General features: G+C 65.0%; 22 protein-coding genes and 1 pseudogene. 19 read left to right on the plus strand and 4 right to left on the minus strand.

What is annotated here, in order from left to right:
- Positions 1–57 precede the first annotated feature (57 nt).
- The 4 genes from ACQ4N9_RS13560 (at position 58) to ACQ4N9_RS13575 (ending at position 2,689) form a co-directional block, all read left to right on the plus strand.
- Entirely contained in the window at positions 58–846 is a 789-nt protein-coding gene (locus tag ACQ4N9_RS13560) for a ParA family protein (protein ID WP_110995274.1), read from the plus strand.
- Positions 846–1,745, plus strand: a complete 900-nt coding sequence (locus ACQ4N9_RS13565; protein WP_390967365.1) for a CheW domain-containing protein — start codon at positions 846–848, stop codon at positions 1,743–1,745. Before ACQ4N9_RS13560 ends, ACQ4N9_RS13565 begins: the two co-directional genes overlap by 1 nt.
- A 67-nt stretch (positions 1,746–1,812) precedes the next feature.
- On the plus strand, positions 1,813–2,292 hold the full coding sequence (locus ACQ4N9_RS13570) for a chemotaxis protein CheW (RefSeq protein ID WP_110995276.1): 480 nt from the start codon (positions 1,813–1,815) through the stop codon (positions 2,290–2,292).
- A 1-nt stretch (position 2,293) separates the two neighbouring features.
- Positions 2,294–2,689 (plus strand): DUF2802 domain-containing protein, encoded by a 396-nt coding sequence (locus ACQ4N9_RS13575; RefSeq protein WP_110995277.1) that lies wholly within the window; start codon positions 2,294–2,296, stop codon positions 2,687–2,689.
- 55 nt (positions 2,690–2,744) lie between these two features.
- Here the strand turns inward: ACQ4N9_RS13575 and ACQ4N9_RS13580 are convergent.
- The 3 genes and pseudogenes from ACQ4N9_RS13580 to ACQ4N9_RS13590 form a co-directional block, all read right to left on the minus strand.
- A pseudogene (locus ACQ4N9_RS13580) lies at positions 2,745–5,495 on the minus strand (dermonecrotic toxin domain-containing protein).
- Positions 5,496–5,565: 70 nt separating this feature from the next.
- Positions 5,566–5,904: an EscU/YscU/HrcU family type III secretion system export apparatus switch protein gene (locus ACQ4N9_RS13585; RefSeq protein ID WP_390967367.1), complete on the minus strand. Its 339-nt coding sequence runs from the start codon at positions 5,902–5,904 to the stop codon at positions 5,566–5,568.
- The gene (locus ACQ4N9_RS13590; RefSeq protein WP_390967368.1) at positions 5,901–7,475 is read right to left on the minus strand and encodes a flagellar hook-length control protein FliK; all 1,575 of its coding nucleotides are present in this window, start codon (positions 7,473–7,475) and stop codon (positions 5,901–5,903) included. The genes ACQ4N9_RS13585 and ACQ4N9_RS13590 overlap by 4 nt, the downstream gene beginning before the upstream one ends.
- 244 nt (positions 7,476–7,719) lie before the next feature.
- Between ACQ4N9_RS13590 and ccmA the strand changes: the two genes are divergently transcribed.
- The 12 genes from ccmA (at position 7,720) to ACQ4N9_RS13650 (ending at position 16,978) form a co-directional block, all read left to right on the plus strand.
- Positions 7,720–8,352: a cytochrome c biogenesis heme-transporting ATPase CcmA gene (ccmA, locus tag ACQ4N9_RS13595; protein ID WP_125463301.1), complete on the plus strand. Its 633-nt coding sequence runs from the start codon at positions 7,720–7,722 to the stop codon at positions 8,350–8,352.
- Complete coding sequence (ccmB, locus tag ACQ4N9_RS13600; RefSeq protein WP_110995309.1) at positions 8,349–9,017, plus strand: heme exporter protein CcmB; 669 nt, start codon at positions 8,349–8,351, stop codon at positions 9,015–9,017. Before ccmA ends, ccmB begins: the two co-directional genes overlap by 4 nt.
- 46 nt (positions 9,018–9,063) lie before the next feature.
- A complete protein-coding gene (locus tag ACQ4N9_RS13605) occupies positions 9,064–9,831 on the plus strand; it encodes a heme ABC transporter permease (RefSeq protein ID WP_258706049.1) in 768 nt (255 codons plus the stop codon).
- The gene (gene ccmD, locus ACQ4N9_RS13610) at positions 9,828–10,004 is read left to right on the plus strand and encodes a heme exporter protein CcmD (RefSeq protein WP_110995283.1); all 177 of its coding nucleotides are present in this window, start codon (positions 9,828–9,830) and stop codon (positions 10,002–10,004) included. Before ACQ4N9_RS13605 ends, ccmD begins: the two co-directional genes overlap by 4 nt.
- The gene (ccmE, locus tag ACQ4N9_RS13615; protein WP_110995284.1) at positions 10,001–10,444 is read left to right on the plus strand and encodes a cytochrome c maturation protein CcmE; all 444 of its coding nucleotides are present in this window, start codon (positions 10,001–10,003) and stop codon (positions 10,442–10,444) included. Before ccmD ends, ccmE begins: the two co-directional genes overlap by 4 nt.
- Positions 10,445–10,455: 11 nt before the next feature.
- Positions 10,456–12,429: a heme lyase CcmF/NrfE family subunit gene (locus ACQ4N9_RS13620; RefSeq protein WP_390967457.1), complete on the plus strand. Its 1,974-nt coding sequence runs from the start codon at positions 10,456–10,458 to the stop codon at positions 12,427–12,429.
- Positions 12,426–12,962, plus strand: coding sequence for a DsbE family thiol:disulfide interchange protein (locus ACQ4N9_RS13625; RefSeq protein ID WP_347149243.1), 537 nt, complete (start codon positions 12,426–12,428; stop codon positions 12,960–12,962). Before ACQ4N9_RS13620 ends, ACQ4N9_RS13625 begins: the two co-directional genes overlap by 4 nt.
- Positions 12,959–13,435 carry a cytochrome c-type biogenesis protein gene (locus tag ACQ4N9_RS13630; RefSeq protein WP_390967369.1) on the plus strand — a complete coding sequence of 159 codons (477 nt, stop codon included), beginning with the start codon at positions 12,959–12,961 and terminating at the stop codon, positions 13,433–13,435. Before ACQ4N9_RS13625 ends, ACQ4N9_RS13630 begins: the two co-directional genes overlap by 4 nt.
- On the plus strand, positions 13,428–14,615 hold the full coding sequence (gene ccmI / locus ACQ4N9_RS13635) for a c-type cytochrome biogenesis protein CcmI (protein WP_258645705.1): 1,188 nt from the start codon (positions 13,428–13,430) through the stop codon (positions 14,613–14,615). The genes ACQ4N9_RS13630 and ccmI overlap by 8 nt, the downstream gene beginning before the upstream one ends.
- 12 nt (positions 14,616–14,627) lie before the next feature.
- Entirely contained in the window at positions 14,628–15,041 is a 414-nt protein-coding gene (locus ACQ4N9_RS13640; RefSeq protein ID WP_125857953.1) for a hypothetical protein, read from the plus strand.
- 158 nt (positions 15,042–15,199) lie between these two features.
- Entirely contained in the window at positions 15,200–16,138 is a 939-nt protein-coding gene (locus tag ACQ4N9_RS13645; RefSeq protein WP_390967370.1) for a 2-hydroxyacid dehydrogenase, read from the plus strand.
- A gap of 51 nt (positions 16,139–16,189) precedes the next feature.
- Positions 16,190–16,978, plus strand: a complete 789-nt coding sequence (locus ACQ4N9_RS13650; protein WP_390967371.1) for a PhzF family phenazine biosynthesis protein — start codon at positions 16,190–16,192, stop codon at positions 16,976–16,978.
- Between the two features lie 95 nt (positions 16,979–17,073).
- Here the strand turns inward: ACQ4N9_RS13650 and ACQ4N9_RS13655 are convergent, their stop codons facing one another.
- Entirely contained in the window at positions 17,074–17,946 is an 873-nt protein-coding gene (locus tag ACQ4N9_RS13655; RefSeq protein WP_390967372.1) for a halovibrin HvnA, read from the minus strand.
- A gap of 232 nt (positions 17,947–18,178) precedes the next feature.
- Here ACQ4N9_RS13655 and ACQ4N9_RS13660 point away from each other — a divergent pair, with 232 nt between their 5' ends.
- From ACQ4N9_RS13660 to ACQ4N9_RS13670, 3 genes are all read left to right on the plus strand, one after another.
- Positions 18,179–18,595, plus strand: coding sequence for a GFA family protein (locus ACQ4N9_RS13660; protein ID WP_390967373.1), 417 nt, complete (start codon positions 18,179–18,181; stop codon positions 18,593–18,595).
- 73 nt (positions 18,596–18,668) lie between these two features.
- The gene (locus ACQ4N9_RS13665) at positions 18,669–19,007 is read left to right on the plus strand and encodes an FKBP-type peptidyl-prolyl cis-trans isomerase (RefSeq protein WP_390967374.1); all 339 of its coding nucleotides are present in this window, start codon (positions 18,669–18,671) and stop codon (positions 19,005–19,007) included.
- A 209-nt stretch (positions 19,008–19,216) separates the two neighbouring features.
- On the plus strand, positions 19,217–19,879 hold the full coding sequence (locus tag ACQ4N9_RS13670; protein ID WP_390967375.1) for a histidine phosphatase family protein: 663 nt from the start codon (positions 19,217–19,219) through the stop codon (positions 19,877–19,879).
- The last annotated feature ends 29 nt before the right edge of the window (positions 19,880–19,908 follow it).

The following is a 19,908-nucleotide window of genomic DNA, read 5'->3' on the forward strand; positions in this document are numbered from 1 at the left end:
AATTCTCTGTCACCGCAAGCCGGTGATCGCCGGCATCAACGAGTCAAGAGTTGTCCTATGAGAGTCTGGGCAGTAGCCAATCAAAAGGGTGGCGTTGGCAAGACCACCACCACCATCGCCCTGGCCGGCCTGCTGGCCGAGGCGGGCAAGCGCGTGGTCGTTGTCGACCTCGACCCGCACGGCTCGATGACCAGCTATTTCGGGCACAACCCCGACGCGCTCGAGCACAGCTGCTACGATCTGTTCCTGCATAAAGGCACGGTACCCGAAGGGCTGCCGGGCCAGTTGCTGCTGCCCACCAGCGACGAGCGTATTTCGCTGCTGCCGTCGAGCACCGCACTGGCGGTGCTGGAGCGCCAGTCGCCGGGGCAGAGTGGCCTGGGCCTGGTGATCGCCAAGAGTCTGGCGCAGCTGTGGCAAGACTTCGACTTTGCCCTGATCGACAGCCCGCCGCTGCTCGGCGTGCTGATGGTCAATGCCCTGGCCGCCTGCCAGCAACTGGTGATCCCGGTGCAGACCGAGTTCCTTGCCGTCAAGGGCTTGGAGCGCATGGTCGGGACCCTGGCCATGGTCAACCGTTCGCGCAAGCAGGCACTGCCCTACCAGATCGTCCCAACCCTGTTCGACCGCCGCACCCAGGCATCGCTGGGCACCTTGAAAGTGCTGCGCGACACCTATGGCGAGCAGGTCTGGCAGGGCTACATCCCGGTTGACACGCGCCTGCGCGATGCCAGCCGCAATGGTGTCACGCCCTCGCAGTTCGACGGCAAAAGCCGTGGCGTCATTGCCTACCGGGCGCTGCTCAAGCACCTGCTTACTTACCGCTCCGCGCTGCAGGTGGCCTGATGAACCAAGCCCGGCATATTGCCAGCAAACCGCAAATGGCCCTGCAGTCGTACCTTGATGGCCTGCTGCAGGAAGCCACCGAGTCGTTCGAGCTGCCGGAACCTGCGCCTGTCGCGCAACCTGCCAGCCAGGCGCCCAGTGACGAATTCGAAGCGGCTGTTCGCGAAGAACAGGCCGCTGACGCCCGCCGCCAGGCCGAGCCGGCACCTGCAGTGACGCGGCCTTTTGCCGAGCCGCAGGCCAAGGTGCTGCCGACCGTTCTGCCGCTGGCCCAGCCAGTGGTCAGCGTGGTCGAGCAGCCAGTGCTGGCCGAAGCCAGCATCCCGCTGCAGGCCGAGGCCCAGCTCGCCGAGCCGGTCGCACCCTTGGTCGAGGTGCACCTGCCAGCACCTGCCGCGCCTGTGCCACCGGCCACGGTCGATGGCCGCCCGGCCTGGGCGGCCGAACCCTTCGAATGCCTGCTGTTCGACGTCGCCGGCCTTACCCTGGCGGTGCCGCTGGTATGCCTGGGCTCGATCTACTCGCTGGCCGGTCAGGAGCTGACGCCGCTGTTCGGCCAGCCGGACTGGTTCCTCGGCATCCTCAGCTGCCAGGCGGGCAACCTGAAGGTCCTCGATACCGCGCGTTGGGTCATGCCCGACCGCTACCGCGAGGACTTCCGTCAGGGCCTGCAGTACGTGATTTCGGTGCAGGGCTACGAATGGGGGCTGGCGGTACACCAGGTCAGCCGTTCGCTGCGCCTGGACCCGAACGAGATCAAGTGGCGCAGCCAGCGCGGCCAGCGCCCGTGGCTGGCCGGCACGGTGATCGAACACATGTGCGCGCTGCTCGACGTCGCCGAGCTGGCCGAGCTGATCGCCAGTGGCGCGGTCAAGCAGATGAATACCAAACACAACTGAATCAACGCCGCTACTGCCGCGGCTATACAGAGCACACCGCCGAAGGCGGATTGAGAGGGCTAGGGGAATGAAGAAGTCGTCTGCACAAGGTTCCGAAGATCCGATCCTGCAATGGGTTACTTTCCGTCTGGACAATGAGTCCTACGGCATCAACGTCATGCAGGTCCAGGAAGTGCTGCGCTACACCGAGATCGCTCCGGTGCCGGGCGCACCCAGCTACGTGCTGGGCATCATCAACCTGCGCGGCAACGTGGTGACGGTGATCGACACCCGCCAGCGCTTCGGCCTGATGCCTTCGGACATCACCGACAATACCCGCATCGTCATCATCGAGGCGGACAAGCAGGTGGTCGGCATCCTCGTCGACAGCGTCGCTGAAGTGGTGTACCTGCGTCAGTCGGAAATCGAGACCGCGCCGAACGTCGGCAACGAAGAATCGGCCAAGTTCATCCAGGGCGTCTGCAACAAGAACGGCGAGCTGCTGATCCTGGTCGAGCTGGACAAGATGATGACCGAGGAAGAGTGGTCCGAGCTGGAGAGCATCTGAGTTGATTTTCGAGGCTGCTGTCATCCTCCTGGCGCTGCTGTGGGCGCTGAGCCTGTGGTTCTTCCTCAATTACAGCAAGCGCCAGCGCGAGCTGGCGGCACAGCAGGCCCAGGGCGATGCGCTGCGTGACCAGCGCATCAAGGACCTGGGCAAGCGCCTGGACGATTACCAGAACGGCACCGTGCGCATGGGCGAGGCCATTCACGAACTGCGCGCGGTGGTCGCGCCGTTGCCGGAGAAGCTCCAGCAACTGGAACAACGCGACCCCAACAGTGTCACCTTCACTCAGGCCGCCAAGCTGGTGGGTATGGGGGCCAGTGTCGAGGAACTGACGCAAACCTGCGGCCTGACCCAGGCCGAGGCCGAGCTGATGCGCAAGCTGCACCACGGCGAATGATCCACGGCAGGTCGCTATCGGGGGCGCGAAGCGGCCCCGATTGGCTTGAGTGACATCAGGTGGTGGCCCAGGAATGGCTGCCGCCGATCCTGACGATGCGGCCCAGTGGCAGCCACTGGCGCTGCAGTTGGTTGAAGCGCTGCACGTCGACGAAGTGCCCTGCGTTAACCCGGGGCATGGCATACAGGTTGGTGACCTGACGCAGCGTGGCCTGCAGCGGCAGGTGCCGGTCGATCACGCTGGTGAGCATGGCCGGGCCTGTCAGCCTGTTCAGTTTCTCCGCGTATTCATAGGCTGCCTGCGGGTCGAGCTGGGGATCAGGTCGGCTGTCATAGAAGCCTGGCTCGGCGGCAAATCGTGTACGCATTTCCTCCGAGATTGTCTCGAGCAGCGGGTTGCCCGGGTGGCTGCCGATCGGCGTGGTGTTGTACTGCAGGTGCATGCCGAGCTTTTCGTTGGACACCGGCGGGTAGAGCACCAGGCCGTCGCCGGGGGCGAGCAGCTCGACCGTATCGATGGCCTCGCCCGGCTCGCCCCTTGGCTGGCCATTGATCATCAGCGGCCTACCGGGTGCGCGCAGGGTGTCGTCCACGTCCAGGTACAGGCCGCCCTCGTGGTTGAGCAACGGGTAACGCAGCACATCGGAGGCCGACGAGAAGTTGGTGGCCACGCCGCCATTGCCGTCGATGGCTGCCTGATATTGGGCGAAGTAGGGGCTGCTCTGGAAGCTGGCGTAGAACGGGTGTTCCTCCAAGGTTACGACCTGTAGGGTCGGCGCATGCTCGGCGAGCAGACGCAGGTTCTGGCGATATGCCTCGGGGGTCGCGTTCGACAGGAACAGCCGGTAGGCATACTGGCTTTCACTCAGTCGTCGGGCGTTGTTGCCCAGGTTCTCCAACAGTGCCCTGCTGATCACCTTGTCACCGACTCAGATGCTCGATACCTGCTTGGGAATCGGCTGCAGGGCCGTGGAGTCGATGGTGGGGTACTCGATCGGCAGGCGCAGGTTGATGCCCAGCGCTCGCAAGGAGCGCGTGCGCATGTCCTGGGTGACCGGGCGGGTGCGCACATCGATTTCAATCAGACGATTGGCCGCAGGATCCGGTACATGGAAGGTCGGGTCCACATGGTTGAGTTCGTCCTCCCGGATGAACGCATCGAATTCCACGTCGTAGATCATTTCGGTGACATAGCCGTCGACCGTCGCGTACAGGCTGTCGGGCGTGCCGTCGTAGCGCGGTATGCGACTGACCCTGCTGCTGACCAGCGGATCGGCGTCGGTCAGTGGGGCGATCGGCACGGGGCTGTGAAAGTACTCGGCTATCGCCTCAGGAAAGTGCGGCGGCGTGACCGGCCCCATGGGATAGCCCAGCTGGCCGTTGACCCTGCTGGGCATGACGAAGCGTTCGTCCTTGAAACTCAGCAGCAAGGGTGATTCCTGGGCGAGCTGGTGCAACAGCGGTGCGGCGTTGAGCAGGCCGAAGGCGGCCCCTTGCACGCCCTCGGCCTGTTGCGCCTGGTTCTTGCCGTGAATGGCCTGATCCAGCCCGAGGCCGAATTGCGCCATGCCGCCGATGGCGAACAGCGGGGCCAGTTCCGGTACCACCAGCGCCAGTGGCGCCAGGTAGTCGAGCGCCGACTTCAGGTAGCCGCGCCAGCGCGCCTTGAGCACTTCGCTTTGATCGGTGACGATGAAGTCCGCGTCCTGGTAGCTGCGGCGTTTGTGACGCTTGGCCAGCGCGAGGAACAGATCGCCATCGATGGCAGGGCTGTAGGTCTCGGCCTTGTAATTCACATAATCGCGCGGCGACCAATGCCCTTCGGTGGTGAAGCCTGGGCGCTGAGGGTTCAGGTCGTTGCTGCGCGGGTATACCGCCAGGCCATCGAGTGCGGTTGCCAGGCCGCTGTAGCTCAGGCCGTCCGGCGTATCGGCCTGGGCGAAGTGCTCCATCAGCGCCTGGCGTTTTTGCAGGTCCTTGCACTGCTGCGCGAACCAGTCCTTGAGCAGCCCTTCGCTGGCGAACTCATGCAGGGGCGAGGCGTTGCCGGGTATGTAGAGCAAGGTCAGGCCGCTGCTCTTGTCCTTGAAACAGAGCAGGTCGGTCGCGGTATAGCCATACACGTTCAGCGGGCGGACCTGGACGCTGGGAGGGCGGGTGGTCACCCCAGCAGCCTGCCAGGCGAGGCGTACGCCGGCGCGGCTGAGGCTGCCTTCCTCTGCCTGCTTGTTGCAGGCGGCGAGGAAGTTGATCTGCGCGCTGACGCGGTAGCTGTCCAGGTGGTTGGACCAGTAGCTGTCCAGCAAGGCCTTGTAGCGGGTATGAAAATCCAGGTTCCAGATGAACCGCTGCAGGTCTTCGGCCGGCACATCGATATGGGTCTTGTGGCTGTATTCCTGGGGCTGCGAACGTCGGAACAGGCCGTTGTAGACTTCGTAGGCCGCGCCATTGCTGTACCACTCGCGCTCACGCAATTTTTCGACCAGGCGAATCTTGCCGGGAAAATGCCCGGCCCAGGGTTCGCCGAACAGTCCGCCAACCAGGTTGTTGTTGGATTCGCCTTGCCAGTTCGACAGCATGGCCTGCGTCAGGCTCTGCTTCTGCACGACGATACCCTCCCAGCTGGCGTTGCTGCCTGACTGGTAGTGCAGGGTCACCACATCGACCTGGTCGGGGTCCAGAATCAGCTGGTGCTGGGCCGCCCAGGCCTTTATGGCATCGGCAGCGATGCGGTCGGGGCGAGGAAAGTGGCGCAGATGGTCGCGGACGTACTGCACACCCGCGTTGTTGACGATGGGAGTATTCAAGGTAGTGCACCTTAGCCGTTGATGGGCTGGCGAAGGTGGCAGGCGCCGGTCGTGCGCGGGCCCTACATAGTTATCGTCGCGGTTCGGGCAGGGCGAGAGTGGACGGGGTGATGTCCCGTTCGCCCGGCGGCGTGTCGTCGAAGCCGGCCGGCACTTTGCCGCGCAGCTGCCAGGCAAAGGCGATGATCTCGGCGATGGTCAGGTACAGCGCTTCGGGGATCTGCTCGCCCAGTTCCAGGCGCGCCAGCAGGCGTACCAGCTCGGCATTCTCGTAGATCGGCACTTCATGCTCGCGGGCAAGCGCGAGGATGGCTTCGGCCAGTTCGTCGTCGCCCTTGGCACTCAGGGTGGGGGCCTGCTGGCCGTCGTAGCTCAGGGCAATGGCCTGGCGTGGTTGCGGCTGCTTCATGCGTTCTCGTCCACCCAACGTTGTTCCAGGCGTGTGCGTGGGCCTTGCGGCGGCGTGCCGGGGTGGCATTCCAGGTCGCCGACATCCAGGCCGCGGGCCAGCAGCCGTTCGCGCAGGGCGCCGAGCTGGCTGTCGATCAGCCGTGCCGTGCGCTCCTGCTCGGCCCAGAGCTGGCCCGACAGGCGCCCCTGGGACAGTTGAGCCTGGACTTGCAAGGGGCCAAGGGGGGCCAGATCGAAGGCCAGATCGATGCGCCATAGTGCGGCCAGTGGATCACGCTGTTCGTGCTGCTCGCGTTCCCGGTCGGCATGCTGCTGCGGGGTTTCCTCGCGTTGCAGCTTGACCTGCAGGGGGATGAATTCCTGGCCGTGGCGGATGGGGATTTCAGTCTGCCAGGTGGTCTGCTGGTTGCCGTTTTCCAGTTGGCCGGATTGCTGCAGGCTGGACAGCGCATGGCTTTGCAGGCGCGAAACGGCGCCGGCGGCCAGGCGCAGCAGTTGCTGCAGATCGCCTTCCTGCTCCAGCTTCTGCAGCAGGCGTGTGGGCAGCGGGAAGGGCCCCGACTGTGGGCGTGGGCTGACCTGGCCGAGCATGCCCAGTGCGCTGCGGGCAAAGCCAGGCAGGGCCTGGGCCAGGGAGGTGCTGGTCAGCATCGGGCTGAGTGTCGAGCTGGCCGCTGGCGGCGGCAACTGGGCGATCAGGCGCACCAGCTGTGCCTTGAGGTCGGGTGCCACGCCGCTGGCAAGCCCGCCGAGCAGCTTGGTCTCCAGGAACGCGCCGCTGTTGCTGAGCGCCTGGGCGAGGTTCTTCGGCTCGCTCAGTTGGCGGGCGTCCGGCAGGCTGGCCAGCAGGCGCTCGGCGCTGGCGCGCAGCTCGACACCGGCGTCTGGCGAGCGGGCGATCTGCTGCAGGCCGCTGAGCAGCCCCGGCAGTGACGCCTGCTGCCCTTGCTGGGTGACCAGGTGCTGGGCGATCGCCATTTGATCCTGGCGGCCACTGAGGGGCACAAAACGCAGCGACTGGTCGCCTTGCACCTGGGCGCTGAGCAGGCTGCCGACCGGTAATGGGCGCGGGCTGTCGATGGTCAGGGTGGCTCCGGCCTGGCTGCTGTTGAGCAGGCTCACCAGCGAACGGAAGCTGGCTACTTCTCCGGGGGGGTGCGGCAAGGCCTGGCTGGTCAGCACTTTGCCTTGCAGCAAGGTGCCGACCGGCACCTGGCGGGTGTCGATGCGGGTGAGGGTGGCGATATTGCTGGCGTTGGCTTGCTGCACCAGCACCGCCAGGCGGTTGCTGTCGGTTTGGCTGACGGTGATCAGGCTGCCCTGGGGCAGTGGCTGGCTGGCGCTGGCCTGCAGCTGGGTCTGGGTGCCGTTGGTCTGGGTCAAGCGCAGCAGGAGCTGGAAGTCCTGGCCGACCTGGCGCAGCGACATGACTTCGGCGCGCGCAGTCTCGCCCGGTGCCAGCAGCTCGGGCTGCGATTGCAGCAGGCGCAGCAGTTCACCGGTCATGGCGGCTCTGGTCACCTGGGGGCTTGGCGCAGTTTGTGCGCCGAGACTATTGATTTCAGTCATGATTGTATACAACCTGTCGAACCCGCCCTCTTGGCAGCGGGGCAGCGCGTGTAATAATGCCGGCCGCCCGCCTGCCAGTATAACGGCAGGGCAGGGGGCGACTTGAGACACAGGGTTCAAGACCGGTGTCGTCTGCTTCGCGGGTAAACCCGCTCCCACAGGGATTGCGTTGGTCCTTATGGGAGCGGGTTTACCCGCGAAGGAGCGGCGTAGATCATGAGCCCAACCTTAATAAGGCGAAACCGTGACCCTTCACCTCCAAGCCGCAGGCCTGGCCTGCGAGCGCGACTGGCGACTGCTGTTCGAGCACCTGGACTTCGAACTGCGCCCTGGCGACATGCTGCAGATCGCCGGCCCCAACGGCAGCGGCAAGACCAGCCTGTTGCGCCTGCTGGCCGGGCTGATGCAGCCCACCGCCGGGCAGATCCTGCTCGGCGGCCAGCCATTGGCCGAGCAGCGCCACGCCCTGGCCAGCATCCTCATCTGGATCGGGCACGCCGCCGGCATCAAGGACTTGCTCACCGCCGAAGAGAACCTCGCCTGGCTCTGCGCGCTGCACCAGCCGGCGGGCCGCGATGCCATCTGGCGCGCGCTGGAGGCCGTCGGCCTGCGCGGTTTCGAGGATGTGCCGTGCCATACCCTGTCAGCCGGCCAGCAACGGCGCGTGGCGCTGGCGCGGTTGTACCTGGACAGCCCGCCGCTGTGGATTCTCGACGAACCGTTCACCGCCCTCGACAAGCAGGGCGTCGCCCAGCTTGAGGCGCACCTGGCGGCGCATTGCGAACAAGGCGGCACGGTGGTGCTGACCACCCACCACAGCCTCGCGCACAAGCCTGCCGGTTACCGTGAACTTAACCTGGGGCAATGGGCGGCATGAGCGTATTCCTTCTGCTGTTGCGCCGCGAAGCGCGCCTGTTGTTCCGCCGTCCGGCGGAGCTGGCCAACCCGCTGGTGTTCTTTGCCATAGTGGTCGCGCTGTTCCCCCTGGCGGTGGGCCCCGAGACGCAATTGTTGCAAACCTTGTCGCCGGGACTGGTCTGGGTCGCGGCGTTGCTGGCGGTGCTGCTGTCGCTGGACGGGCTGTTTCGCAGCGACTTCGAGGACGGCTCGCTGGAGCAGTGGGTGCTGTCGCCGCACCCACTGGCGTTACTGGTGCTGGCCAAGGTCCTGGCGCACTGGATCTTTTCCGGCCTGGCGCTGGTATTGTTGGCGCCACTGTTGGCGCTGATGCTCGGCTTGCCGGCCAGTTGCCTGCCGGTGCTGCTCGCTTCGCTGTTGCTGGGCACGCCGGTGCTGAGCCTGCTGGGCGCGGTGGGGGCGGCGCTGACGGTCGGTCTCAAGCGCGGCGGTTTGCTGCTGGCGTTGCTGATTCTGCCGTTGTATATCCCTGTATTGATCCTGGGCAGTGGTGCGTTGCAGGCGGCGTTGCAGAATATGCCGGCCACCGGCCACCTGCTCTGGCTCGCCAGCCTGACGGCCCTGGCGGTGACACTGGCACCCTTTGCGATCGCCGCCGGCCTGAAGATCAGCGTCGGCGAATAACGAGTTCCGGGCATTGCAGCCTGGCCAACACCCTGGATGTACCCTGATGAAAATTAGCTGGACGTGGTTCCACAAGCTGGGTTCCCCCAAATGGTTCTATGCCATCAGCGGCCGCATGCTGCCGTGGCTGACCGTTTCCGCCATCCTGCTGCTGCTGGTGGGCATCACCTGGGGCCTGGCCTTCGCCCCCCAGGACTACCAGCAGGGCAACAGTTTCCGCATCATCTATATCCACGTGCCGGCAGCGATGCTGGCGCAGTCCTGCTACGTGATGCTGGCGGTGGCCGGGGTGGTGGGGCTGGTGTGGAAGATGAAACTGGCCGACGTCGCCCTGCAATGCGCAGCGCCCATCGGCGCCTGGATGACCGCGGTGGCGCTGGTTACAGGCGCCATCTGGGGCAAGCCGACCTGGGGCAGCTGGTGGGTGTGGGACGCGCGCCTGACCTCGATGCTGATCCTGCTGTTCCTGTACTTCGGCATCATCGCCCTGGGCCAGGCCATCAGTAACCGCGACAGCGCGGCCAAGGCCTGCGCGGTGCTGGCCATCGTCGGCGTGATCAACATCCCGATCATCAAGTACTCGGTGGAGTGGTGGAATACCCTGCACCAGGGCGCCACCTTCACCCTCACCGAAAAACCGGCGATGCCGGTGGAGATGTGGCTGCCGTTGCTGCTCACGGCGCTGGGTTTCTACTGCTTCTTCGGCGTGGTGCTGTTGCTGCGCATGCGCCTCGAAGTGCTCAAGCGCGAAGCCCGCGCCAGCTGGGTCAAGGATGAGGTATTGAACAGCCTGGGCCGGGGGGCAGCACGATGAGCTTCGCCTCGTTCAATGATTTCCTCGCCATGGGCCACCATGGCCTGTACGTCTGGTCGGCCTACGGCATCTGCCTGGCGGTGCTGGCGCTGAATGTCGCCGCGCCCCTGCTGGCCCGCCGTCGCTACCTGCAAGAAGAGGCGCGCCGTCTGCGCCGGGAGAGCAAACCGTGAATCCGCAGCGCAAGAAACGCCTGTTCATCATCCTCGGCCTGCTGGCCGGTGTCGGCGTGGCCGTGGGCTTTGCCCTGAGTGCCCTGCAGCAGAACATCAACCTGTTCTATACCCCCACGCAGATCGCCAACGGCGAAGCGCCGCTGGACACCCGCATCCGCGCCGGCGGCATGGTCGAGAAAGGCTCGGTGCAGCGCTCGGCGGACTCGCTGGACGTGCGCTTCGTGGTCACCGACTACGCCAAGTCCGTGCCGATCACCTACCGCGGCATCCTCCCCGACCTGTTCCGCGAAGGGCAGGGCATCGTCGCGCTGGGCAAGCTCAACGCCGACGGCGTGGTGGTGGCTGACGAGGTGCTGGCCAAGCACGACGAGAAATACATGCCGCCGGAAGTCAGCAAGGCCCTGAAAGAAAGCGGCCAGGCGGAGGCCAAGCCATGAACGCGGCCCTGGTGATCCCCGAACTCGGCCAGTTGGCGATGATCCTGGCGATCTGCTTCGCTGTGGTGCAGGCCACGGTGCCGTTGCTTGGCGCCTGGCGCGGCGACAGCCTGTGGATGAGCCTGGCGCGCCCGGCGGCCTGGGGGCAGTTTGCCTTCCTCGCCTTTGCCTTCGCCTGCCTGACCCACGCCTTCATGACCGACAACTTCTCGGTCGCCTATGTGGCCAGCAACTCCAACAGCGCCTTGCCCTGGTACTACAAGTTCAGCGCCGTATGGGGCGCCCACGAGGGCTCGCTGCTGCTGTGGGCGATGATCCTCGGTGGCTGGACCTTCGCCGTGTCGATCTTCTCGCGCCAACTGCCGCAGGTGATGCTGGCCCGGGTGCTGGCGGTGATGGGCATGATCAGCGTCGGCTTCCTGAGCTTTTTGATCATCACGTCCAACCCGTTCGCGCGCCTGTTGCCACAGGTGCCAGGCGACGGTCGCGACCTCAACCCGCTGCTGCAGGACTTCGGCCTGATCGTCCATCCGCCGATGCTGTACATGGGCTACGTGGGCTTCTCGGTGGCCTTCGCCTTCGCCATTGCCGCGCTGCTCGGCGGGCGCCTGGACGCTGCCTGGGCGCGCTGGTCGCGGCCCTGGACCATCGTGGCCTGGGCCTTCCTCGGAGTGGGCATCACCCTTGGCTCGTGGTGGGCCTACTACGAACTGGGCTGGGGCGGCTGGTGGTTCTGGGACCCGGTGGAAAACGCCTCGTTCATGCCCTGGCTGGTGGGCACGGCGCTGATCCATTCGCTGGCGGTCACCGAAAAACGCGGCGTGTTCAAGAGCTGGACCGTGCTGCTGGCCATCGCTGCATTCTCGCTGAGCCTGCTGGGCACCTTCCTGGTCCGTTCCGGCGTGCTGACTTCGGTGCACGCGTTCGCCGCCGACCCGTCGCGCGGCATCTTCATCCTGATCTTCCTGCTGTTCGTGGTCGGTGGCTCGCTGACCTTGTTCGCCCTGCGCGCACCCGTGGTCAAGAGCCAGGTCGGCTTTGCCCTGTGGTCGCGGGAAACCCTGCTGCTGGCCAACAACCTGGTCCTGGTGGTGGCGGCCTCGATGATCCTGCTCGGCACCCTCTACCCGCTGGTGCTCGATGCCTTGACCGGGGCCAAGCTGTCGGTCGGCCCGCCTTACTTCGACGCCTTGTTCCTGCCGCTGATGGCGCTGCTGATGCTGGTGCTGGGCGTGGGTGTGGTGGTGCGCTGGAAGGACACCCCCGGCAAATGGCTGGCCAGCATGATGACCCCGGTGCTGATCGGCAGCGCCGTGCTGGCGCCGCTCGCCGGGTTGCTGGTCGATGACTTCGACTGGCCGGCCCTGAGCGTATTCGCCCTGGCTGCCTGGGTGGTCCTGAGCGGCGTACGCGACATTCTCGACAAGACCCGCCACAAGGGCCTGTTCAAAGGCCTTGGCGGCCTTGGCCGCAGCTACTGGGGCATGCAACTGGCCCACCTCGGCCTGGTGGTGTGCGCCCTGGGCGTGGTGCTGTCCAGCAACAACAGCGCCGAGCGCGACCTGCGCATGGCGCCGGGCGAGACGGTCGAGCTGGGCGGCTACCACTTCCTGTTCGAAGGCGCCAAGCACTTCGAGGGCCCGAACTTCATCTCCGACAAGGGCACCGTGCGGGTTTCCCGCGAGGGCCGTGAAGTCTCGGTACTGCACCCGGAAAAACGCCTGTACACCGTGCAGCAGTCGATGATGACCGAGGCCGGCATCGATGCCGGCTTTACCCGCGACCTGTATGTCGCCCTGGGCGAACCGCTGGAAAACGGCGCCTGGGCGGTGCGGGTGCATATCAAACCCTATGTCCGCTGGATCTGGCTGGGCGGTCTGCTGACCGGCCTGGGCGGCTTGCTGGCGGCCTTCGACCGACGCTACCGCGTCAAGGTCAAGACCCGGGTGCGTGAGGCCCTGGGCGTGTCTGGAGCAACTGCATGAAGCGTTGGGTCATGGTGGTGCCACTGGCGGTGTTCCTGCTGGTGGCGGTGTTTCTTTACAAAGGGCTGTTCCTCAAGCCCGACGAGCTGCCCTCGGCGATGATCGGCAAGCCGTTCCCGGCCTTCTCGCTGGGTACCGTGCAGGGCGACCGCACGCTGACCCAGGCCGACCTGCTCGGCCGTCCGGCGCTGGTCAACGTGTGGGGCACCTGGTGCCCGTCGTGCAAGGTCGAGCACCCCTACCTCAACCAGCTGGCCGAGCAGGGCGTGGTGATCCACGGGGTCAACTACAAGGACGACAACGCCGCCGCGCTGAAATGGCTGGCCGAGTTCCACAACCCCTACCAGCTCAATATCGCCGACCCGCAAGGCACGCTGGGCCTGGACCTGGGCGTGTACGGCGCGCCGGAAACCTTCCTGGTCGATGCCAAGGGCATCATCCGCTACAAGCACGTCGGTGTGGTCGATGCCACGGTGTGGCGCGAGCAGCTGGCGCCGCTGTACCAGGGCCTGGTCGATGAGGCCAGGCCATGAAGCGCTGGTTAGCCGCCGCCGTGCTGGGTTTGAGCCTGGCCGGCGCCGCCAGGGCGGCCATCGACACCTACCAGTTTCGCGACCAAGCCGAACGTGAGCGCTACCAGCAGCTGACCAAGGAACTGCGCTGCCCCAAGTGCCAGAACCAGGACATCGCCGACTCCAACGCGCCGATCGCTGCCGACCTGCGCCGCGAGATCTTCCGCATGCTGGGCGAGAACAAGAGCAATCAGCAGATCGTCGATTTCATGGTCGATCGCTATGGCGACTTCGTGCGCTACAAGCCGGCGCTCAGTGGGCGCACCTTCCTGCTCTGGTTCGGCCCGGGCATCCTGCTGGCCGGCGGTTTCGTGGTGCTGGCGCTGATCGTGCGCCGCCGCCGTGGCCAGGCCGCGGCCGGCCCTGCCGAATTGTCTGCCGATGAACGCGAGCGTCTCGCCAAACTGCTGGAAAAAGACCGTACCCATGACTGAATTCTGGCTTAGCGCGGGCCTGCTGCTGCTCGCCGCCCTGGCATTTCTGCTGCTCCCGATCCTGCGTGGCCGCCGTCGCCAGCAGGCCGAGCAGGACCGTACCGCACTCAACGTGGCGCTGTTCGAAGAACGCGTCGCCGAGCTGGCTGCCCAGCAGCAGGCCGGGGTGCTCGACGCCGAACAACTGGCCAAGGGCCGCGACGAAGCGGCCCGCGAGCTGCTGGCCGACACCGAGCGCGACGGCGCCGCCCGCCAGGGCCACCTGGGCAAGGCCATCCCGCTGCTGGCGGCGGTGCTGGTGCCCGCCATGGCGCTGGGGCTGTACCTGCACTTCGGCGCCGCCGACAAGGTCGAGCTGACCCAGGAGTTCGCCAAGGCGCCGCAATCCATGCAGGAAATGACCTCGCGCCTGGAGCGGGCGGTACAGGCCCAGCCGGACTCGGCCGAAGCCCTGTACATCCTGGGCCGTACCTATATGGCCGATCAGCGCCCGGCGGATGCCGCCAAGGCCTTCGAGCGCGCAGTATCCCTGGCCGGGCGCCAGCCGGAGCTGCTCGGGCAATGGGCCCAGGCGCTGTACTTCGCCGCCGACAAGCAGTGGAGCCCGCAACTGCAAGCGCTGACCGAGGAGGCCTTGAAGGCCGACCCGCAGGAAGTCACCAGCCTCGGCCTGCGCGGTATTGCCGCGTTCGAGGGGCAGCGTTACCAGGAAGCCATCGGTTTCTGGCAGCGCCTGCTGGCGCAGTTGCCCGAGGGCGATGCCTCGCGTGCCGCGCTGCAGGGCGGCATCGACCGCGCCGCAGACAAGCTCAAGGCTGGCGGCGCCAAGGTCGAGCAAAGCGCACGGCTGAAAGTACGGGTAGAGCTGGCCGCCGCGCTCAAGGACAAGGTGCGCCCGGACGACACCGTGTTCATCTTCGCCCGCGCCAGCAATGGCCCGCCCATGCCGCTGGCGGCCAAGCGGGTGACCGTGGCGCAGTTGCCGATCGAGGTGGAGCTGTCGGACGCCGATGCGATGATGCCGCAGATGAAACTGTCGGACTACGCTGAAGTCCAACTGGTTGCCCGTGTCTCCCGTGCAGGCCAGCCGACCCACGGTGAGTGGAAAGGCCAGAGCGCCCCGCTGGCCAGCGGCACCCAGGCCATCCAGCACCTGACCATCGACAGCCCCGATTCATAAGAGAGCAGCGCCATGAACAGCACCGTCCGCCTGACCCTGATTACCCTGGCCCTGGGTCTTTCCGCGTGTACGGTGCATCAGCCGGGCGAACGCGAACCGCTGCCGCCGATCCAGACCACACCGCCGCCGCACCAGGGGCCAGCGGTCAAGCCGCTGCCGGGCAGCAAGCCCGGTGGACCGGCGGCGACGCCCAAGCCGATGCCGCGCACTTCCGCCAGTTTTGCCCCGCCACCCGGCGGCGCCAGCCACTGGGACCCGAAGCTGGGTGTCTATGTGCTGGAAAAGCAGCCCAACACCTTCTACCGCCAGCGCACCTATTACCGCTGGAACAACGGCTGGAGCTGGTCATTGAGCCCCAACGGCCCGTGGCAGGACACCGACAGCAGTGGTGTGCCGGGTGGCCTGGGCAGGGCGTTCGGGCAATGACTGCCGTGGTCTGATCGCGGGGCAAGTCGCATCGGCGCACCGCCGCTCCCACGCCGGTGATGCTTGCCGCCATGTGCGTGGGAGCGGGCTTGCCCCGCGATAGGGCCGGCAGCGTCAACAACTGGCATACTCCCCCTTCGCATTCAATGGAGGGTGGCATGAGCAAGACAGTCCTGGTGCTGGTGGAAACCGTCGATGACTACCTACCCCTGCTGGAGCAGGCCGGTTACCGCTTGATCCGCGCGCCCTCGCCGCATCTGCGCGCCGATGCCATCGCCCGGCACGCTGGCGAAATCGATGCTGTGCTCACCCGTGGCCCGTTGGGCCTGACTGGTGCTGAAATCGAACAGCTGGTGAAGCTGCAGATCATCTGCGTGATCGGCGCCGGCTATGAGCAGGTCGACCTAGCCGCCGCCGCCGCCCGTGGCATCACTGTCACCAATGGCGCCGGGGCCAATGCCGGCGCGGTCGCTGACCACACCCTGGCCCTGCTGCTGGCGCTGCTGCGTGACATCCCGCGTGCTGACGCCAGCACCCGTCGCGGTGAATGGAACCGGGTGATCAGCCCATCGGTGAGTGGCAAGCGCCTGGGCATCATCGGCCTTGGCGCAGTCGGCCAGGCCATCGCCCGGCGCGCCGCCCTGGGCTTCGATATGAACATCAGCTACCACAGCCGCACCCCGCGCACCGATGTGCCCTACACCTGGTACGACAGCCCGCTGAACTTGGCCGACGCAGTGGACATCCTGGTGGTGGCCACTCCGGGCGGCAACGGCACTCGCCATCTGGTGGATGCCCAGGTGCTCGAAGCCTTGGGCGCCGAGGGCTATCTGGTCAACATCGCCCGAGCCAGCGTGGTGGATACCCAGGCGTTGGTCGCTGCCTTGCAGCAGGGCGCGATTGCCGGCGCCGCGCTGGATGTGTTCGATGACGAGCCTGCCGTGCCCGATGCGCTCAAGGCGCTGGGCAACACCGTACTCACCCCGCATGTCGCCGGCCAGTCACCGCAAGCGGCCCGTGACACCGTGACCCTGGTGCTGCGCAACCTGGAGGCGTTCTTCGCCGGCCAGCCAGTGCTCACGCCCGTTCGCGGCTGAACCTTTTTCCGATGTTTGCCTGGCACCCTGCCGGGCTTGAGGAGTTTTTGCATGCAACTCGAGATCTTCCAGGTCGATGCGTTTTCTGCCGTGCCTTTCGGCGGCAACCCTGCGGCGGTGATTCCGCTGGAGCAGTGGTTGCCGGACGACCTGCTGCAACGCATCGCCGAAGAGAACAATCTGTCGGAAACCGCCTATTTCGTACGCAATGGCGAAGTGTTCGACTTGCGCTGGTTCACGCCGACCGTGGAAGTCGACCTGTGTGGTCATGCGACGTTAGCGGCGGCCTGGGTGCTGTTCGAGCAACTGGGCGAGCGAGCCGAGGTGCTGCGGTTCAATACCCGTAGCGGTGAGTTGCGGGTCAGCCGTGGTGCCGATGGCCGGCTGGCCATGGATTTTCCGGTCAAGCAGCCGGTCGCGGTGGACGTCCCCGAAGGCTTGCTGGAGGCATTGGGCTTGTGCGGCGCGAGGGCCGTGTATCGCTCGGACGATTATGTGGTGATGATCGATGACGCCTCGCTGCTCGACGCGCTCAAGCCGGACTTCGTTGCACTGTCGGCTTTCGATGTGCGTGGCATTGCTGTGACCGCACCGGGCCGCGGCTTCGATTTCGTTACCCGCTGGTTCGGTCCGCGGGTCGGGGTCAACGAGGATCCGGTCACAGGTTCTGCCCATACCTCGCTGGCGCCGTTGTGGGCGCAGCGACTGGGCAAGCAGATGCTGAGGTGCGAACAGGGCGGTGCTCGCAAAGGGCAGCTGTCCTGTGAAGTTTCGGGTAATGGGCGAGTGATCATCCTTGGGCACGCGGCGCTCTTTCTGCAAGGGGTCTTATTTGTTTGAAGCGTCCTGGCGAGTATTGGCGGGTATCGAAGCGGTACTTGGAGACTGAACGCCTGAACGAGATCAGGCGGTCAGATAACAGTGCGCTGCAGCGATTACCGTTGATCACCTGGGACGTATTGGAAGGTGGCATCGCCTGTAGGTGTTGCAGGCAAGCTCATCTTGATGACTGGTAGCGTGATGCCGGTCTGGCTCAGGAACTTCTGCCTGTCGATCTTGGCATTGGCCAGCCCGTTCGCATCTGTGTAGAAGAAGGCCTGGATAGGGAGCACCCGGGCTTGTCCACGTTGCCAGACCTTGAGCACCAACTCATTGTGGACCTGGAAGTGATTCGAGTTCTGCCATCTGGCCTGCATGCCGGCATAGAAGTTGGGGCCAGCGTACTGATTGAGTTCGTCGCGCACGTCGAATCCGCAGATCCGGTAACCTTCGTGAGTGGCGTTTCCATAGGCAGCGTTCCATTGGGCGCCTGTCTCGATTATCGGGTTGTGAAGGTGGCATGGCGCGCTGCTGGAGTAACCTGGATAGGTACCACATGAGTTTCTATCAAGACGTCCATTGGTCCATCCGTCGACAGGAAACATGCAGAGGACTGGGATTTTCAGTTTGTCCGCTGGCATGTCCAGGATGGAGTAGAGGATGTAGCCATTGGTGAACTTCCAGAGTCTGTCGAAGTTGTTGTCCTTGCGTAGGTAAGAGAACGAGACTCCACCCCTGGCCAGCGAAGTATCACTGGGCTCCCACGGATCAAACAGGTTGGAGGTTTCGGTGACTCTCAGGATGACCCCCGAACACAGGAATGCCGGCATGGTGTTGCTACCGCAGTTTGCGGCGGTATTGCGGTAGCGGGAGGTCAGTGCAGCCGCAGTCGTTGGGCCATCGACTGTTTGGATAGTGGGAGTTGAAGTGTCTTGGGTGACGCAGCCTGCCAATAGCATTAGGGAAACCACTAGCAAATACTTGCGCATGATCTAAACCTCGCCTTAATGGGGCCGATGAAGTGCATTTTGAAATGTGTGCTTGATCCAGGAAGTGAACGGCTGGAACTGGCTGTGTTCAGCATAGGGAGGGCAACGGGGTGCCTTCAACTGGCAGAAATGCTAGGTCGCAACGCCTTCGATCTGGCCAGAAGGAGACCTCTTTGTGTACTTGCCGAGGTGCTAGTCTTGCCAGTCCGAGCTGACTCTCAAGGACTTGACCATGCACGCGAATATCCGACACGGCAGCTGTTTGTGTGGTGCAACGAAAGTTGCTGCCCCGCTGGTAGATAATCGGGTCAGCGCCTGCCACTGCAGCATGTGCCGCAAGTGGACCGGCGGCCCGCTGCTGGCGGTGCATTGCGCCGCGCCGCCGCAGATCGAGGGCCCGGCGCCCAGCGTCTACGACTCCTCGCCATGGGCCCAGCGCGGTTTCTGCGGTCATTGCGGTACGCACTTGTTCTACCGCTTGAAAGAGAGCGATATGTACGTTGTGCCGGTAGGCCTGTTCGACGGTCAGCAAGACTGGACCTTCACCGAGCAGATCTTCATCGATGAAAAGCCCACCTGGTACTGCTTCAGCAACGAGACCAAGAACCTCACCGGCCAGCAGATCTTCGAGCAGTTCGCCCCATCCTGAGGCAGCCAGTCTTGCCAAGCCGCTGCATTCCTGCGAAAAGGGCGCCCACGAAATCCGCTTCGAGGAACCTGCCATGAGCAGTGAGCTGCAAGTCATCGATCTACAGGAAGGCGACGGCAAGGCCGTGGTCAAGGGCGCGCTGATCACTACCCAGTACCGCGGCACACTGGCCGACGGCAGCGAGTTCGACTCGTCCTGGACGCGCGGCAAGCCGTTCCAGTGCGTGATCGGCTCCGGCCGGGTGATCAAGGGCTGGGACCAGGGCCTGATGGGCATGCGCGTGGGCGGCAAGCGCAAGCTGCTGGTGCCGGCACATCTGGGCTATGGCGAGCGCAGCGTGGGCGCGATCCCGCCGAATTCCGACCTGACCTTCGAGATCGAACTGCTCGAAGTACTGACCCGGGACGATTGAGGCACGGGACATCATTTGGCAACAGTCCGCTACTAAGGTGGTCACTGGCCACGGAACGGCAGTTGTACCCAGGGAGGAACCAAACGGGGCGAGGGCACTCTGACCCTCACGCGCGGCCAAGGATGGCATCCACTGCAAGGGCGCCTGCGGCATCGACGGCAGGCTATGTGGCGAGCCTCGATACTTTCTGCCACAAGAGCCTGCCGTAGATGAAACTGCCCCCCTTCGTTCGCCGTCGTCGTCACCTGCTGTTGAGCCTGATGCTCACCGCTGCGGCCTTGCCCCTGGCAATGGATGTGGTCGAAAGCCGGGCGCAACCGGTGGATGGCACCCAGACCCTGGTATTCCTGCGCCACGCCGAAAAGCCTGGCGAAGGCTTGGGCCAGTTGAACTGCCAGGGGCTCAACCGTGCCATCGACCTGGCTACCTTGCTGCCGGAGCGTTTCGGCAAGGCCGACTACGTGTTCGCCGCCAACCCCTCGCGGCATGTCGAGGAAGGCAGCCAGGACCGGAGCTACAGCTATATCCGCCCACTGATGACCATCACCCCCAGTGCCATTCGCCTGGGCCTGCCGGTGAACATCGATTACGGCGCCAACGACACCGATGGCCTGGCCAAGGAACTGCTGCGCGACAAGTACCGCAATGCCACCGTCTATACCGCCTGGTCCCATGGTTACCTGCCGGAACTGATCAATGCCGTGGCCGGCAAGGCCCTGGGTGAGGAGCGGGTGATCACCCAGGACTGGAGCGGTGACGACTTCGACACCCTGTATGTGCTCACCCTGACCTGGCATGACGGCAAGGCCAGCCTGCTCAGCCGTAATGTGCGCCAGGGCCTCGACAACGGCGCGTCTGGCTGCCCGACCTGAGCTGCTGTTACTGTCTTGCGCTGAACGCA

Origin of the sequence: Pseudomonas sp. ES1, assembly GCF_050586605.1 — a bacterium.
Classification (GTDB): Bacteria; Pseudomonadota; Gammaproteobacteria; order Pseudomonadales; family Pseudomonadaceae; genus Aquipseudomonas; species Aquipseudomonas sichuanensis.

Bases quoted from the DNA above. Each gene is read 5' to 3' on its own strand.
- ACQ4N9_RS13560 (WP_110995274.1), top strand. From the start codon at position 58: ATGAGAGTCTGGGCAGTAGCCAATCAAAAGGGTGGCGTTGGCAAGACC.
- ACQ4N9_RS13565 (WP_390967365.1), top strand. From the start codon at position 846: ATGAACCAAGCCCGGCATATTGCCAGCAAACCGCAAATGGCCCTGCAG.
- ACQ4N9_RS13570 (WP_110995276.1), top strand. From the start codon at position 1,813: ATGAAGAAGTCGTCTGCACAAGGTTCCGAAGATCCGATCCTGCAATGG.
- ACQ4N9_RS13585 (WP_390967367.1), bottom strand. From the start codon at position 5,904: ATGAAGCAGCCGCAACCACGCCAGGCCATTGCCCTGAGCTACGACGGC.
- ACQ4N9_RS13590 (WP_390967368.1), bottom strand. From the start codon at position 7,475: ATGACTGAAATCAATAGTCTCGGCGCACAAACTGCGCCAAGCCCCCAG.
- ccmB (WP_110995309.1), top strand. From the start codon at position 8,349: ATGAGCGTATTCCTTCTGCTGTTGCGCCGCGAAGCGCGCCTGTTGTTC.
- ACQ4N9_RS13605 (WP_258706049.1), top strand. From the start codon at position 9,064: ATGAAAATTAGCTGGACGTGGTTCCACAAGCTGGGTTCCCCCAAATGG.
- ccmD (WP_110995283.1), top strand. From the start codon at position 9,828: ATGAGCTTCGCCTCGTTCAATGATTTCCTCGCCATGGGCCACCATGGC.
- ACQ4N9_RS13625 (WP_347149243.1), top strand. From the start codon at position 12,426: ATGAAGCGTTGGGTCATGGTGGTGCCACTGGCGGTGTTCCTGCTGGTG.
- ACQ4N9_RS13630 (WP_390967369.1), top strand. From the start codon at position 12,959: ATGAAGCGCTGGTTAGCCGCCGCCGTGCTGGGTTTGAGCCTGGCCGGC.
- ccmI (WP_258645705.1), top strand. From the start codon at position 13,428: ATGACTGAATTCTGGCTTAGCGCGGGCCTGCTGCTGCTCGCCGCCCTG.
- ACQ4N9_RS13640 (WP_125857953.1), top strand. From the start codon at position 14,628: ATGAACAGCACCGTCCGCCTGACCCTGATTACCCTGGCCCTGGGTCTT.
- ACQ4N9_RS13645 (WP_390967370.1), top strand. From the start codon at position 15,200: ATGAGCAAGACAGTCCTGGTGCTGGTGGAAACCGTCGATGACTACCTA.
- ACQ4N9_RS13650 (WP_390967371.1), top strand. From the start codon at position 16,190: ATGCAACTCGAGATCTTCCAGGTCGATGCGTTTTCTGCCGTGCCTTTC.
- ACQ4N9_RS13655 (WP_390967372.1), bottom strand. From the start codon at position 17,946: ATGCGCAAGTATTTGCTAGTGGTTTCCCTAATGCTATTGGCAGGCTGC.
- ACQ4N9_RS13660 (WP_390967373.1), top strand. From the start codon at position 18,179: ATGCACGCGAATATCCGACACGGCAGCTGTTTGTGTGGTGCAACGAAA.
- ACQ4N9_RS13665 (WP_390967374.1), top strand. From the start codon at position 18,669: ATGAGCAGTGAGCTGCAAGTCATCGATCTACAGGAAGGCGACGGCAAG.
- ACQ4N9_RS13670 (WP_390967375.1), top strand. From the start codon at position 19,217: ATGAAACTGCCCCCCTTCGTTCGCCGTCGTCGTCACCTGCTGTTGAGC.